12 protein-coding genes, 2 tRNA genes and 1 pseudogene are annotated in these 14,390 nt (G+C 50.0%); 9 read left to right on the forward strand and 6 right to left on the reverse strand.

What is annotated here, in order from left to right; translation table 11 throughout:
- The first annotated feature begins 1 nt into the window (after position 1).
- On the forward strand, positions 2-859 hold the full coding sequence (locus ACW73I_RS18870) for a TPM domain-containing protein (RefSeq protein ID WP_458030984.1): 858 nt from the start codon (positions 2-4) through the stop codon (positions 857-859).
- On the forward strand, positions 860-1,363 hold the full coding sequence (locus tag ACW73I_RS18875; protein WP_458030985.1) for a TPM domain-containing protein: 504 nt from the start codon (positions 860-862) through the stop codon (positions 1,361-1,363).
- Here ACW73I_RS18875 and ACW73I_RS18880 read toward each other — a convergent pair.
- On the reverse strand, positions 1,360-2,952 hold the full coding sequence (locus tag ACW73I_RS18880) for a phospholipase D-like domain-containing protein (protein WP_458030986.1): 1,593 nt from the start codon (positions 2,950-2,952) through the stop codon (positions 1,360-1,362). The genes ACW73I_RS18875 and ACW73I_RS18880 overlap by 4 nt on opposite strands.
- Positions 2,953-3,206: 254 nt before the next feature.
- Here ACW73I_RS18880 and ACW73I_RS18885 point away from each other — a divergent pair, with 254 nt between their 5' ends.
- Positions 3,207-3,467 carry a hypothetical protein gene (locus ACW73I_RS18885; RefSeq protein ID WP_458030987.1) on the forward strand — a complete coding sequence of 87 codons (261 nt, stop codon included), beginning with the start codon at positions 3,207-3,209 and terminating at the stop codon, positions 3,465-3,467.
- Between the two features lie 160 nt (positions 3,468-3,627).
- Here ACW73I_RS18885 and purM read toward each other — a convergent pair whose 3' ends face one another.
- Complete coding sequence (gene purM / locus ACW73I_RS18890) at positions 3,628-4,671, reverse strand: phosphoribosylformylglycinamidine cyclo-ligase (RefSeq protein WP_458030988.1); 1,044 nt, start codon at positions 4,669-4,671, stop codon at positions 3,628-3,630.
- An 87-nt stretch (positions 4,672-4,758) separates the two neighbouring features.
- Between purM and ACW73I_RS18895 the strand changes: the two genes are divergently transcribed.
- The gene (locus ACW73I_RS18895; RefSeq protein ID WP_458030989.1) at positions 4,759-5,562 is read left to right on the forward strand and encodes a DUF2066 domain-containing protein; all 804 of its coding nucleotides are present in this window, start codon (positions 4,759-4,761) and stop codon (positions 5,560-5,562) included.
- 36 nt (positions 5,563-5,598) lie between these two features.
- On the opposite strand, the gene erpA is transcribed toward ACW73I_RS18895, so the two are convergent.
- From erpA to ACW73I_RS18915, 4 genes are all read right to left on the reverse strand, one after another.
- Positions 5,599-5,931: an iron-sulfur cluster insertion protein ErpA gene (gene erpA / locus ACW73I_RS18900; protein WP_458030990.1), complete on the reverse strand. Its 333-nt coding sequence runs from the start codon at positions 5,929-5,931 to the stop codon at positions 5,599-5,601.
- Positions 5,932-6,131: 200 nt separating this feature from the next.
- A complete protein-coding gene (locus tag ACW73I_RS18905) occupies positions 6,132-9,401 on the reverse strand; it encodes an efflux RND transporter permease subunit (RefSeq protein ID WP_458030991.1) in 3,270 nt (1,089 codons plus the stop codon).
- Positions 9,398-10,495 (reverse strand): efflux RND transporter periplasmic adaptor subunit, encoded by a 1,098-nt coding sequence (locus ACW73I_RS18910; protein WP_458030992.1) that lies wholly within the window; start codon positions 10,493-10,495, stop codon positions 9,398-9,400. The genes ACW73I_RS18905 and ACW73I_RS18910 overlap by 4 nt, the downstream gene beginning before the upstream one ends.
- A gap of 19 nt (positions 10,496-10,514) precedes the next feature.
- Positions 10,515-11,867: a TolC family protein gene (locus ACW73I_RS18915; RefSeq protein ID WP_458030993.1), complete on the reverse strand. Its 1,353-nt coding sequence runs from the start codon at positions 11,865-11,867 to the stop codon at positions 10,515-10,517.
- 134 nt (positions 11,868-12,001) lie between these two features.
- On the opposite strand from ACW73I_RS18915, the gene ACW73I_RS18920 reads away from it, so the two are divergent.
- The 5 genes and pseudogenes from ACW73I_RS18920 to ACW73I_RS18940 form a co-directional block, all read left to right on the forward strand.
- Positions 12,002-12,637: a hypothetical protein gene (locus ACW73I_RS18920; RefSeq protein ID WP_458030994.1), complete on the forward strand. Its 636-nt coding sequence runs from the start codon at positions 12,002-12,004 to the stop codon at positions 12,635-12,637.
- 60 nt (positions 12,638-12,697) lie between these two features.
- Positions 12,698-12,773: transfer RNA gene (locus ACW73I_RS18925), tRNA-Gly, on the forward strand.
- Positions 12,774-12,819: 46 nt separating this feature from the next.
- A tRNA-Cys gene (locus ACW73I_RS18930) sits at positions 12,820-12,893 on the forward strand.
- Positions 12,894-13,025: 132 nt separating this feature from the next.
- Positions 13,026-13,838 (forward strand): tyrosine-type recombinase/integrase, encoded by an 813-nt coding sequence (locus ACW73I_RS18935; RefSeq protein ID WP_458030995.1) that lies wholly within the window; start codon positions 13,026-13,028, stop codon positions 13,836-13,838.
- Positions 13,839-13,856: 18 nt separating this feature from the next.
- Positions 13,857-14,390: pseudogene (locus tag ACW73I_RS18940) on the forward strand (helix-turn-helix domain-containing protein); the annotation flags it as partial.

Consider the following 14,390-nt stretch of genomic DNA (forward strand, 5'->3'; position numbering starts at 1 on the left):
CATGATTGCCAAAATCCGCTCATGGCCGCGCATGACGGCGGCTTTGATCATCGCTTTCGTTTGGCAAATTGCGGCATGTGCCGAAGTACCGATACCGGCACTTGAACGCCACGTGACCGATTTGACCAACACTTTGACACCTCAGCAGCAAGCAAGCCTGGAAAGCCGCTTGGCGACGTTCGAGCACGAAAAAGGCAGCCAGATTGCTGTGTTGATCGTACCGACCACACAGCCTGAAACCATAGAACAATATTCCATACGAGTGGTTGATCGGTGGCGTTTGGGTCGCGAGAACGTCGATGACGGCGTGCTGATGCTGATCGCTAAAAACGATCGAATTACGCGCATCGAAGTCGGCTATGGCTTGGAAGGCGCAATTCCGGATGCATTGGCTAAACGCATCATTGACGACGTTATGATTCCTTATTTTCGCAAAGGCGATTTTGCCGCCGGAATCGATGCGGGCGTCGATCGGCTGATTGGCTTAATTCGCGGAGAACCGTTACCCGAACTCAAAACAAGAGACACAAAGGCTGGAAGTCTGGAACAATATCTCGTGCCGTTATTGTTTGCTGCGCTTATCACGGGTGGCCTGTTCCGTATATTACTCGGTAAGTTTTTTGGCGGTCTAGTCAACAGCGGTTTCGTAGCATTTACGGTTTGGCTATTAGGCGGCGGCTTGATTTTTGCCGTTTTTTTAGGCTTCGTAGCTTTCCTAATTGCCCAAGGCAATAATCCCCGAGGATTTCATCGTGGATACGGCGGCGGATTCGGAGGGAACGGATTTTCCGGCGGCAGCGGTGGATTTTCGGGAGGTGGCGGCGGCTTCGGTGGCGGCGGCGCGTCAGGAAGGTGGTAAATGCGAATCGTCAGAATATTTAGGCACCTTTTTAGGCCACCCTGGCTTATTCGGCAGGCCTTTCCCAAACGGAGCCTGAAGGCCATAGAATCAGCAATCGCCGAGAGCGAGCGATCGCACCTGGGCGAACTGCGCTTTGTCGTCGAAAACGCGTTAGAGTTTGGCGATTTATCGCGAGGCGTCACGGCGAGGGAACAAGCGATCGAAATTTTTTCACGGTGTCGGGTCTGGGACACCGAGCATAATTCAGGCGTCTTGATTTATCTGCTTTTGGCCGACCGCGATATCGAAATCATCGCCGACCGCGGCATCAACGCCAAAGTAAGCGCAACAGAATGGGAAGCCATATGCCGCGACATGGAAAGCCGTTTCCGGAACGGCGAATTCGAAAGCGGTGTTATAGAGGGCATTAATGCTATCACTAAGCTTCTTCAGCGACACTTTCCGGCTTGCGATGCCGCCAACCCTAACGAACTTGGCAACGCCCCTATCCTATTGCCCTAATAAAAAACTCTGAATGAACGCTGTATTTGATCGAATTCGTACAAATACGGTTTTGCCACGTTATGATTTGCCGCCACTACAATCAAATCGTGAGAAAACACGGATGTGTTATACCAATTGAAGCTGCCGTCGATGACGATATAATCGTCTATGATGCAATACTTCGAATGTATGGGCGAATACGGCACAGGGAGATCGTCCTGACCGTAAACCAAACCGGTCGGAATACCCGCCCATTTCAAGCGTTGCACGGCCGGCAGCAAAGGACGGTTCAATTCTTCGTGCATAGGCCGCTCGACGCCTACCCTACCTTGCCGCGCCAAGTGGCCGTTGAATAAAAGATGTACATAGACCCCACGCTCTTTAGCTTGAATCAATGCATTGACGACGCTGTCTTGATGATCGCCAAGCAAGTCGCCGATTAAAAACAGGCAGACTTTGATCGAATGCCGAGCGCGGTGAATCTCGCCTAAAATCGCATGATGCGGTTTATAAATCATGCCATTGGCCATGGTATGCCGGCCAAAGGTATACAGCAAATTGAAAGGGCTCAACGGGTCAACCCCGTATTTTTGGATCACGCCGCCGCGCTGACTTTGAAAAATATTATCCAACAATCGGCAAACTCCCTTGGAATGGAAGGTCATACCCGATTCCCAGTTGGCCCACCACCGGTCAAACGTAATATTAAATGAACCCAGAATGGCATCTTCATCATTAAAAATGATGAATTTGGTATGCATGTCCGGCTCGACTTCGATCAAGTGATGTTTGGTCGTACAAAACACGCCAATCAATTCGATACCTGAGCGTTTCAGGTTGGCGTAAGAATGACTGTTGGTTAGTGTCATTTTTCGCCAATCAACCACGCATTGGACCCACACGCCCTGATGACTAGCATGTATCAAATGATTGGCAAAGTCGTTGTCGTCTATGCAATCGACGCTAACTTTGATCGTGCATAAACGGTTAGGATTATCGCGTTTGACCATGATCACTTTATCGATGTGATCGTGAATAAAACGCTTAGGATGGTAAGGATGATATTGCTGACCCTTAGTAAATTTCGGAATTAGATTTAACGACTCAAAATGATGGTTGTACCAGTCTACGTCCGCCTGCAACTCCCCTGCATTTAACTCGTAGGTACGATAATTGTTGGGAGTGGAGTGTTCATCGGTAAGCGCACGCTGCTGATGGTGACCATCCTGCAACTGATACCAATCCATAAAGATGTATTCGTTACGCGACGGTATTGAATGCTCGCCGAGATGGACTATAAACGAAAACTTAATGCAATTGATTTTACCGAAATGGCTGGACAACGGCAGAACAAAAAAATCGCGCGTTGCTCGCTTATGTCTATCCCACTGGATATCGAAAGGTTCCGTATCGACAATATAGGTTTCACTGACGCCGTTACGATAAACCTTCATAATGACTTTCAAGTTGGCAGACACGCCATGAAACATATCGAACTCAATCCTGCCCCAACGCAAGTTGAAGGTTTCTTTAAAGTCATTGACACGCTGAAAATATCCGCCCAGCTTGCCAAACACTGGTTTTGCATAATGTTCCGCTATTTGCATATCGTTGTCCGGAATGAAACAAATGAGAGAATTATGCACCAAATGGCGCTCAGAATCAGGATCCGAATTTGAAAACAACGCGTTTTATAATTTGTCAAATGCGTATAAAAAAGACTGATAAAACTTTTATTGATATTTATCATTCTCTTGGTAATTTATAGATGTTATTTTGTTAAATAACCGGTCTACATTTTTTTACCTCGACTTGGCGATGGAGTTGCCAACCGTTGATCGAAAGAAAAGAGGAGGACGCTATGAATAAGATAACCCCCCACCTATTGAGAGACTTGGACGCTACTCTGCCTCCCGGCACTGAATGCTATTTGTGCGCATCGGTTCGTAGAGCACTGAGCAAATACCGCAAAGGCAAACAATCAGTAACCTTCATCGGCACAGAAAAAGCCAGTTCACTACTGGCACAAAAACTCGGCCGCGGATTAAAGCGCTTTTTAATTAAAGACATCCGTAAACTGATGCCCAGTCAACGAGCTTGTAACCCGGAAAAGCTGGCTTAAACAAAGCTTTCAGACATCTTTTTCCATCGCTATATTCAGACGAATACAGACGGCATGCGATCCCCCTGATTCAAGGGGGACATTTTCAACCCGTTATCACACGCAGCACTTAGCCACTGAGGCTCGGCTGCATCGCTTGCCACACCAAACGCCAAAATGGTTAAACGTAATGCACGCGTTTGGGCCCGTCCATAGGAACAATTTCGCCAATACTAAAGGCTGATTCACCTTGCTGAGTTAAACCGGATAACGTTGCGGCCTCATCCGACGCGTCCACGCAGACGATCATGCCGATACCACAATTAAAGGTGACCAGCATATCCGCCAAATCGACATTGCCGCGTTGTTGAAGCCAAACGAAAATTTCAGGCATTTGCCAGGACGATAAATCGATTTTGGCGCTCAAACCCTGCGGCAGAACGCGCGGCAAATTCTCGGTGATGCCGCCTCCGGTGATATGGGCCATCGCATGCACTTCCACCTGTTTCATCAAATCCAACAACGGCTTGACGTAAATACGGGTCGGAGTCAGTAAAGTCTCGCCCAGCGGTTTGCCATTCACCTTGTCGGTTAGCGCAAGGCTGCTCCGATCGACAATTTTTCGAATCAGTGAATAACCATTGGAATGCGGCCCGGAAGACGCGATACCGATCAATTTATCGCCAACCTTGACTTTGCTGCCATCAATAATCTTATCTTTTTCAACGATGCCGACGCAAAATCCGGCTAGATCGTAATCGTCGTCCTTATACATACCCGGCATTTCGGCTGTTTCCCCACCGACCAGCGCGGCTCCGGCAAGTTCGCAACCATGACCTATGCCTTCGACAACGGCCGCAGCGGTATCAACGCAAAGTTTACCGGTCGCGAAATAGTCTAGGAAAAACAACGGCTCCGCGCCCTGCACGACGATATCGTTAACGCACATCGCCACTAAATCGATACCTATTGTGTCGTGCCGATTCAAATCCAGCGCTAGTTTCAACTTCGTCCCGACGCCATCGGTACCCGAAACCAGTACCGGGCTCTTGTATCGGTCCAAAGGAAGCTCAAATAGCGATCCGAAGCCGCCGAGCCCGGCCATTACGCCGGCATTTCGGGTTTTAGCCGCGATAGGTTTAATGCGTTCGACTAAAGCATTGCCTGCTTCGATATCCACACCCGCACTCTTATAGTCCAGGCGATCTTGCTGTTCTGCGCTCAATGGTAGCCTCTTACTAAAGTTAAGATCGAAATGACCGATATTGTACTATATTCCAAATTCATACACCGTTAGGGGCGTTTTTCGACAATGATTTTTACCCAGGTCAAACTAAGCTTTTGGCTAACACTGATACTAGCGGTTTTGCCTTTCAGAGCATCGGTCGCGATTGAGGTAAAAGGGCTTTATGAAATCGAATTGGTTGCCAACAGCCAATCCGCATCCGACCGGGAACTAGCGATTAGACAAGCCCTCTACGGCGTATTGAGCCGGATTTTAGTGGCTGACGATATTGCCGAAATTCCGGCGGTTCAACAAGTGTTACGAGGAGCGGAACATTACGTCAAACAATTTCAGTATTCGTTAATCGCGGCCGACGAGCATTCTAATAGCGATGCACGCTTGATTCGGGTTGAGTTCGACCAGGATCAGTTGCTCGAAGCGATGCGTAAAAGCAATGTCGGCATTTGGAGCGAAATCAGGCCCGAAACCTTGGTTTGGCTGGTCGTGGACGAAGACGGAAACCGCCAGTTTTATAATCCCGATACGATGTCCGACCTGGACAATGCGTTATCTTTAGCTTCTAAAGTCAAGGGGCTGCCCATTATATTTCCAATGCTTGATCTACAAGAACAACAGCGTATTTCGGTAAGCGACGTATTGAGCGCCGATTCCAGAAATCTACTCAGCGTTTCCGCCCGGTACGACGTTCCGGCCGTCATGGCCGGCAGTATTGTTAGAAAAGCTAAATGTTGGCAGGGAGAGTGGGCGCTCTATTTCGATGGTAAAATCAATCAATGGCATAACGAATGTTTGCCATTAAGAGCGCTGATAATTGAAGGGATGCAGGGCGCCTACCAAATATTATCCCATTATTACGGCGTGAAGCCTTAGACGACTCCCGTACGAATCGGCTTTACATGCTCTAAATCAAGCGGAAAACGACGAACCGCACCCGCAAGTAGTGGCTGCATTCGGGTTACGAATCACAAACTGAGCGCCGGACAAGTCTTCCTTATAATCAATCTCCGCGCCATTAAGGTATTGAATGCTCATCGAGTCTATCAGCACCGTCACGCCGCCCTTTTCGACCAAGGTGTCGTCGTCGTTTACTTCTTCGTCAAACGTAAAGCCATATTGAAAACCGGAACAACCGCCTCCCGTGATATAAACACGAAGCTTCAGATTATCGTTGCCTTCTTCTTTAATTAGACCAGCGACTTTATTCGCTGCGCTATCGGTAAAAACAATAGGATCTGCCATAAGAACCACTATAAGTCATTGAAAATTATTAATCGGATTTTACCTAGCATTTTACTCAAGATTTAGCAACTTGGCTATTACCCATTTATAAAGATACCTTGTCGAAAAAATGGTGCGGCACCTTCGGTATGTCGGAAGTGTGCGCAGCAAACTATCTGATATGTTTGAATACAGTCCGCCCCGCAGTGGACGAGAAGCTTTCATTGCTCGGCTTCAACCACTTTAGGCATATCCCGATTAATTAAGAAATAAACGACCGGAATCACCACTAGCGAAAACAAGGTCGAGGCGATGATGCCGAAGATGAAGCTCCAGGCCAAGCCGGAGAAGATGGGATCCAGCACAATCATCACCGAACCCAGTACCGCGGAGGCTGCCGTCAAAAAGATCGGGTTCAGCCTTGTGGCACCGGCTTCGACGATCGCATCGGCTAGGCTGATATCCGGATTGCCGCGGTAAATGTTTTCAATGAAGTCGATCAGGATGATGGAGTTACGCACCACGATGCCGGCCAGTGCAATCATGCCGATCATCGCCGTTGCGGTAAAGAACACCGGGTCGGCGTACTGACCCACATCCGACGAAAACAGGTTGATGAACCAAAAGCCAGGCATGATGCCGATCACGGTCAACGGGATCGCGATCATCATGATCAGCGGCACGCCCAAGGAGCCGGTCTGGCCGACCAACAGAATATAAATCATCACCATCGCCGCGGCAAAGGCCAGACCCAAATCTCGGAATACGTCGACGGTAATTTTCCATTCGCCTTCGCCCGCCATTTCGGCACTGTAGCCGTCAGGCAAAGGTTGTTCTTCCAGTTTATCGCCCAAATCCCACACGGCTTCGACCGGACTACGTCCTGCCATTTCCGCCAGTACATAGGACACCGGCCGCAGGTTTTTGTGGTAAATAGCTTGATCGCGTTGTTTATGCTGGAAATAACCCAATTCGCTCAAACGCACCATATCCCCGTTGGCCGATTTAACCGATAAGGCCAATAAATCGGATTCGGATGAACGGTTTGCCCTGGGCAATTGCACTTGAATCATCAAGGGTTGCCGCTCGCTGGCAATATGCAGGGTGCCGGCCATGCCGCCCGCTACCGCCAATTGCAAACTACCGGCTACCTGTTGATTGGTGATTCCTAATAACGCAGCTTTGTCCTGGTCCAAAATATAATGTAATCTATCCTGCGGTGCCTCGACATAATCGTCGACATCGACCACGCCTTCGACCGTTTCCAGCTCGGCCCTGACTCGATTGGAAACCTGAATGAGGTCGTTGTACGCCGCTTCCGGCGGACCGTAGATTTCGGCCACCACGCTGGACAAAACAGGCGGACCTGGCGGCATTTCGACGATTTTAATGTTAGCGCCGTATTGCTTGCCGATACGCTCGATTTCCGGCCTCATCCTTAGCGCAATCGCATGCGATTGCTGCTCGCGCATGGTCTTGTCCACCAATACTATACGAATATCTCCGACATAAGCCCCTTGACGCAGATAGTAGTGCCGAACCATACCGTTGAAATCCATCGGCGAGGCCAAGCCAACGTAGCTCTGATAGTTGCTGACTTCGTTGACGGTAGACAAATAACGGCCTAATGCCGCCGCCACTTCGTCCGTGGTTTCTAACGACGATCCGCGCGGCATATCAATCACCAGTTGCAGCTCGTTTTTATTATCGAATGGCAACAATTTCAACGGCACCACACGAGTAACGGCCATCAAGGTCGACAACACGAACGCAATAAACACGACCAACAAAAACCACAAAGCCTTGGATTTATTGGCTAATAGCGGAGCTAGTATCGCTTGATACACCCTAAAGCCTAAGGTGCGTTTCAAATCGAAACTTTCACCGTGATGCTTGCCGTAATCGCCTTTCAGCAAGCGATAGCTGGCCCAAGGCGTAACGGTAAAGGCGATCAGCAAGGACATCAGCATCGCGATCGGCACATTGAAAGCCATCGGCGCCATATAAGGCCCCATCATGCCGGTGATGAAAAACATCGGCACAAAAGACATGATCACCGCAAAGGTAGCCAGGATGGTCGGTGGACGAATTTCATCGACCGCCGTCAGCAAGGCCTGCAAAGGCGGCTCTTTACGCATTTTATAATGTCGGTGGATATTCTCGACATCGACGATGGGGTCGTCGACCAATAGACCCAGCGACAAAATCAAAGCGAACAGCGTGACGCGGTTGATCGTGTAACCGAAGATCAGGTCCAACATCAAGGTCACGGCGAAGGTCATCGGCACTGCCAGCGATACTATCAAGGATTCCTTGAAACCCAATGACAGTGCCAGCAACACGATGATGGTCAAAATCGCGATGGTCAAATGCATAACCAATTCGTTCACCTTGTGATTGGCCGTTTCGCCATAATCGCGTGTAACGGTGACCAATACATCATCCGGAATCAAGGTGCCGTGTAATTGCTCGGTCATTTCCAGCACTTGTTCGGCCACGCCGACCGCGTTACTGCCGCGGCGTTTGGCAATCGCGATCGTCGCCATTTGCCGCTCTTCGCCGGCTTCCGGTAAAAGCCCATCGGCTTGACCGACGGTTTTCATTTCGGCTACGCCCGGCCCGAAGCCGATACGGGTATAATAATCGGTGTCGCGCGGGCCGTCGATGATCTCGGCCACGTCGCGTAGATAGACTAGGCGGCCATCGACTTTTTTCAGGACGGTTGCCCCAATCTGCTCCGCGGTTTGGTATTGAGGACCGCCTTCCAGCAGGATTTCCTTATTGTCTTGATTTAGGCTTCCGGCCTGCAAGTTAAAGTTGCTTTGTGCCAAAGCTTGCCGGATTTCCAGCAGGCTCACCCGACTGGCTTGTAGTTTGGCCGGATCGGGATGTAACGAGATTTGCCGAGGCGCGGCGCCAACCACCCAACTTTTACCGACATCGTTGATCGAGCGCAGCCGTTCGATCAATTCTTCCGCAATACGGCGTATCGCCATGATATCTTCATGCGCCTTCGGCATCGACAGCGTTAACAGCAAAATCGGCACGTCATCGATCTCGACCGGTTTGACCACCCAGCCGGTCACACCGGGCGGAATGATATCCAGATTGGCATCCAGCTTGTCGCGAGTCTTGATTAGGCTGTCCTCGATACTCTCTCCCACTTCATAGCGCACGGTCACAACGGATTGGCCCGGACGGGAAATCGAATAGACGTATTCCACGCCCTGAATCTGCTTCAACAATACCTCTAACGGCGTCGTCACGCGTTTCTCCACTTCCTCGCTGCTGGCGCCCGGATAATCCACGAACACATCCATCACCGGCACGATGATCTGCGGATCTTCCTCCCGCGGGGTAAGTATCAATGCCGCGGCTCCGGCCAATAAGGAAATCAGCAGGAACAGCAAAGACAGATGCGAGGTCGTAAATAATCTAACGATCGCAACAGTCAGGCTATCTCGTTTAACGCCTTGATAATCCTGATTCATTGAGTCAACCCAGTGCTGCGGAGGATGATTTCACCGTCGTGCAAACCGGACAATACCTCGACTTGCTCGCCATGCTGCTTGCCGGTACGGATATGGCGGGTATGCACGCGCTGTCCTTCGACAACCTTTACAGCCTGCAATTGGCCGTAATGTATAACCGCTGTTGCCGGGATCAAAATGACTTGACGCCGAGCATGACAGCTCAGCTCCAACCAACCGAACTGGCCATGCTGCAAACCCGCGGCCGGCGGCAGATCAACTTTTATCAGACGGGTATGAGTTTGCGGATCGATATCGGGCGCGATTTCATCGACCATAGCGTCGAAAGACTCATGCAATGCATCAACACGTACTTTAACCGGCGTCTTTAAATCGACCTGTTCGAAACAATGGCTGGCGATTGCCGATTCGAAGCGCAGGTCGTTTGGGTTATACATTAAGACCACAGGATCGCCCGGCATGGCCATATCGCCAGGCTCTTTCAGACGCTCGCTGATGACACCGTCAAAGGGCGCCTGCAACAGGTTTTCACCCAACATGACCTTAGCCTGCTGCGCCGAGCTGGCCGCTTGGCTAACCATGGCTCGCGCCGATTTGGCCTGTGCGAGCACCGCGTCGTAATTTTGTTTGGTCGCCGCCTCTTTTCTGAATAAGTCTATCGTGCGCTTTTCATCGGCATTCGCTTGCGCCGCTTGCGCTTTGGCGGCAACCAACGCTGCCGAGGCGGCGTTGTACGCGGCCAGTAAATCCCGGTCGTCTAATTTGGCTAATACTTGACCTTTTTTGACTTTATCGCCGGCGTATACCCGTACTTCCATCACCCGGGCGTTTAATTTAGGCGCAATTTTAGCGACGGTTCGAGACCTGACCGTCCCCTGCCACGACACGGCATCAGCCGCAGTCTGAGCAGTCACTTGCACGGTTTGCGCCCCCGCCGGTAAATTTTGTCCCGTACTTTCAACAGTGCCGGGCTCGACTTTGTCCGGCCCTCCCAGAAATCCTAAAGAAAACAAAATGATGAGCAACAAGCTGCCGATGGCCACCGACGGCATCAACCATTTATTTGACGAAAGCACTGAATTATTTTCTGACATAAGGTCTGATCCTGTGGACTTAATTCCAAAAGCCTGTAGCGAGCTTTAATTCCGCGTCCGCGCGTAGGGCATCATAACGTGCTGAAATATCACGTGTCTTAGCCTGATCGCGAGCCACTTCCGCTTCGATATACCGTGTCACGGTGACTACCCCGGCATGACGCTGCTCATTGACTAAACGCAAGGCTTCCTCCGCCGCTTCAACCGCGGTTGATGTGACCTGTTCCCGACTCAAGGCTTCAAGCAGCCTTAGCCGAGCTACTTTGACTTGACTTTCGACTTGTAATCGCATTTTTCGTGCGGCTTCGCGCGCAGCCGTTAATTCGTGTTCGGCTTTTTTGATCTTTTCTTGTGTTGCAAATCCGGAAAAGACATCGACTTCCACAATGACTCCGGCCGTCACATTATCCCGACTCGTGCTGTACGCCAGATTTGGACTATTAGAGCCGTATGCAACAAACGCATCCGCCTTTGGTAGATGTGCGGCTTCGGCTTCGTTTAGCCGTTGTTCCGCAATCGCGACGCGTTTTTCCGCCGCTTTTAATTCCGGATGCTGACTCAACGCCTGGTCCAATAAAGTATCAAACTCCGCCGGACTAAGCGGTAACGCTTGATCAACATTCTCAAGGACGACGAAATCTTGTCCGCTCGGCAAACCCAACAACGTTTTTAACATTGTTTTCGCCATTTCTATCGCATTGGCCGCTCGAATTTGAACATCCTTGGCCTCAGCCAATTGCACTTCTAACGATAGGACATCCGATTTCAGCAAGGTACCCTCGTCGAATCGGGCCTTACTCTGGTTCAGTTCGCTTTGCACCGCTTCGATCGATCGTAAGCTTAATTCATGAGCATCCTTCGCGGCCAAGTAGCCGTAAAAGGCACCCGTCACATTGTTGATCAAATGATGACGCGTTGCGGTCTTTTCCAATTCTGAGGTTTCGACACCCAGTTCAGCGGCCTGCTTTCGATAATAGTCCTGCCCCCCTCGAAACAAGGAATATAGGGCGGAAACTTCAGGGCGATAGTCATCGACGCCGCCGGGATGATTAAAGGCTTGGTTGGGATTCGGAACCGTCAAATCCAGCCGGCGTTGAGAAATAATCATCGAAAAAGCCCGGGCAGGATTATCGCTATGTAAATAGGATAAACTGGCTTTGACTTGCGGATAAAAACTAGCCAATGATTCGCCTAACTGCGCATCGGCCTGCTCTAAACGAGCCTGCATAATGGCCATATCCGGATTGTTCTCTAACGCATAATCAATTGCTTCTTGCAAGCTAAAGGTACCGGAATTGATATCCGCCACTGCGCCACCGCAACCGGCCGACAACAGCATAATAATCATAAGCTGTTTTAAATGAGTCCGCATAAGAGCACCAAACACCTGTATTTAAGAGTTTCCTAATATTCTAGCCTATCTCAATTCCCCTCGGCAATTTTTTGCTTTCATAATAACTGTAGCTTGCTTATAAAAACACGAACCGAACGAGAACAACAAAATCAATGCTTGAAATGTTCTATCAGCATGGTAACTTTACCGTTCTTGGCACATTTCTTAAACATAATAATAACTATGAGAGGACAATTCGCATGAGCATTGACGAAAACACAAACGAATCAGAAAACCAAAACAATACCGAGGAATCCGCCAGTTCCGAGTCTTTAGCGCCGGCAACCGAGGCAAGCTCTTCGGCAAAAAATGCTGCCGGCAATTTTCTTTCCACATTACTAGCACTTAAAGAATCCAATCCAAAAGTTTTTTTTGGCGGTATCGGCGCGGTTGTAGTGGTTTTACTGATTGTGATTATGTCCGGCGGTTCCGATAAAAAATTACCTGTATACCAGGCTAAAGCGCTTGTTCCAGGCCAAAGTTATGCCTTGAAAAACCCCAATTCCTATGACCCGAGTGCCACGGTACGCCTGGTTTCGGTTCCGGGATCAATGGCGGCTTACGACGATACTGAAGAAGCGGATCGTGAAGGCGGATGCAAACACATGCCGCAAAACACGCCTGTGAAATTGATTCAAACTCAAAATGATAGCACCGACAGAGATATGGTCTGGGCCGAAGTCGAGATGACCGGCAGCGGTGAATGCCAAGGGAAAAGAGGTTGGACTTCTTCTGTTAATCTACAATAATTTTCAATGAAATCTTGACACAGTAATATTTCGATTTATAATGGTCGGATCGAAAACAAAGCGGGAATAGCTCAGTTGGTAGAGCACAACCTTGCCAAGGTTGGGGTCGCGAGTTCGAGTCTCGTTTCCCGCTCCAAACTCAAAAAAGCCGCGTGATTTCGCGGCTTTTTTATTTAAGATTTGGCTGCGTAGCAAAGTGGTTATGCAGCGGCCTGCAAAGCCGTATACACCGGTTCGATTCCGGTCGCAGCCTCCATAAGTTGATTCAAACAGATTCAATAGAGTTCAGAAACCCGCAAGCTGTAAGGCTTAGCGGGTTTTTTATTGTTCAATGAAGTTCAACGGGGTTCGTTGCAATCCGGTGGCAACCGGGAGTAACAGACACAGCATGCAGAACCGCCCGCAAAAGCGACAAAGCCAAAGACGGCAGGCTTTCAAGCTGTTCGACGAAAAAGGCCTATTCCTACTCGTTAAGCCCACTTCGAGCGGCTGGGGCAAATGGTGGCGATTCAAATATCGCTTCGACGGCAAAGAAAAACTGCTCTCCATCGGAACCTATCCGGAAGTCGGCTTGGCACAAGCCAGAGAGAAACGAGACGAAGCCAGAAAATTGGTTGCCGCGATGATTGACCCCGGAGAAAACCGGAAAGCGGTAAAGGAAGCCCGGGCCGAAAGCACGGCAAACAGCTTCGAAGTGATTGCTAGGGAATGGAGACACAAAAAAGTAGAAACCTGGGGAAACAAAAATAATCGGCCCAAGCGCATGCTTGAGAGAAACGTATTCCCATGGCTGGGCAATAAACCGATTGCCGACATATTGCCAAAAGACATACTGGCATGCCTTCGCCGAGTCGAAGACAGAGGCACCATAGAAACCGCCCACCGAACATTGCAAATCTGCGGACAGGTATTCCGTTATGCCGTTGCAACTGCCCGTGTAGACCGAGATATCACCCAAGACCTAAAAGGTGCCCTACCCCCAGCCAAAGCCGAACACTTTGCCGCCATCACGGAACTGAACGAAGTAGCCGAACTCTTGCGAGCAATCGACAGTTACCAAGGATCATCAGTCTGCGCCTTAAAACTAGCGCCGCTAGTCTTCGTACGTCCCGGCGAACTGCGTCCGATGCAATGGCAAGATATCAACCAGGAAACTGCCGAATGGCGTTATCTAGTACTTAATTGCGTTATTAAGCGCTAATAATGTAATGTTGGAGGAATGTCACGAGTAGCCCCAAAAATTGAGTGTTCCGCGGAAGTGCGGGCGGAGTTAGAGCGACGTGCGGCAAGCCGTACGGAAGAAGCGCGAGTGGTCGAGCGAGCGAGGATGATTCTGGGCTGTCTGGATGGGGCGCAAATCCAAGAGGTTGCAGCGAAATGTCAAACCCGAGCCAACACGGTTATCAAGTGGCGAAATCGTTTCCTGACTCAGGGGCTTTTAGGGTTGTTGGACGAACCTCGACCCGGCGCACCGAGAATTTCCGACAGCGTGTCTTGGCAATTCTTGAGCTGCCACCGCCAAAGGGACAAGCCGTCTGGGATGGTCCCGTTGTGGCTAAGGCCCTGGATAGTTCGGTTTACGCCGTTTGGCGCGTGCTCCGTAAGGAAGGGATTTGTCTGCAACGACAACGATCCTGGTGCGTCAGTACTGACAAAGAATTTGCGGTCAAGGCGGCGGATATTGTCGGCTTATATTTGAGCCCACCCGAGAATGCCTTGGTCATCAGTGTCGACGAGAAACCCAGCATCCAAG

The sequence above is a fragment of the Methylomonas sp. MgM2 genome (genome assembly GCF_054172045.1).

What these genes read in the sequence shown, in the direction of transcription:
- ACW73I_RS18870 (WP_458030984.1), top strand. Translation starts at nt 2, where the DNA reads ATGATTGCCAAAATCCGCTCATGGCCGCGCATGACGGCGGCTTTGATC.
- ACW73I_RS18875 (WP_458030985.1), top strand. Translation starts at nt 860, where the DNA reads ATGCGAATCGTCAGAATATTTAGGCACCTTTTTAGGCCACCCTGGCTT.
- ACW73I_RS18880 (WP_458030986.1), bottom strand. Translation starts at nt 2,952, where the DNA reads ATGCAAATAGCGGAACATTATGCAAAACCAGTGTTTGGCAAGCTGGGC.
- ACW73I_RS18885 (WP_458030987.1), top strand. Translation starts at nt 3,207, where the DNA reads ATGAATAAGATAACCCCCCACCTATTGAGAGACTTGGACGCTACTCTG.
- ACW73I_RS18895 (WP_458030989.1), top strand. Translation starts at nt 4,759, where the DNA reads ATGATTTTTACCCAGGTCAAACTAAGCTTTTGGCTAACACTGATACTA.
- erpA (WP_458030990.1), bottom strand. Translation starts at nt 5,931, where the DNA reads ATGGCAGATCCTATTGTTTTTACCGATAGCGCAGCGAATAAAGTCGCT.
- ACW73I_RS18905 (WP_458030991.1), bottom strand. Translation starts at nt 9,401, where the DNA reads ATGAATCAGGATTATCAAGGCGTTAAACGAGATAGCCTGACTGTTGCG.
- ACW73I_RS18910 (WP_458030992.1), bottom strand. Translation starts at nt 10,495, where the DNA reads ATGTCAGAAAATAATTCAGTGCTTTCGTCAAATAAATGGTTGATGCCG.
- ACW73I_RS18915 (WP_458030993.1), bottom strand. Translation starts at nt 11,867, where the DNA reads ATGCGGACTCATTTAAAACAGCTTATGATTATTATGCTGTTGTCGGCC.
- ACW73I_RS18920 (WP_458030994.1), top strand. Translation starts at nt 12,002, where the DNA reads ATGCTTGAAATGTTCTATCAGCATGGTAACTTTACCGTTCTTGGCACA.
- ACW73I_RS18935 (WP_458030995.1), top strand. Translation starts at nt 13,026, where the DNA reads ATGCAGAACCGCCCGCAAAAGCGACAAAGCCAAAGACGGCAGGCTTTC.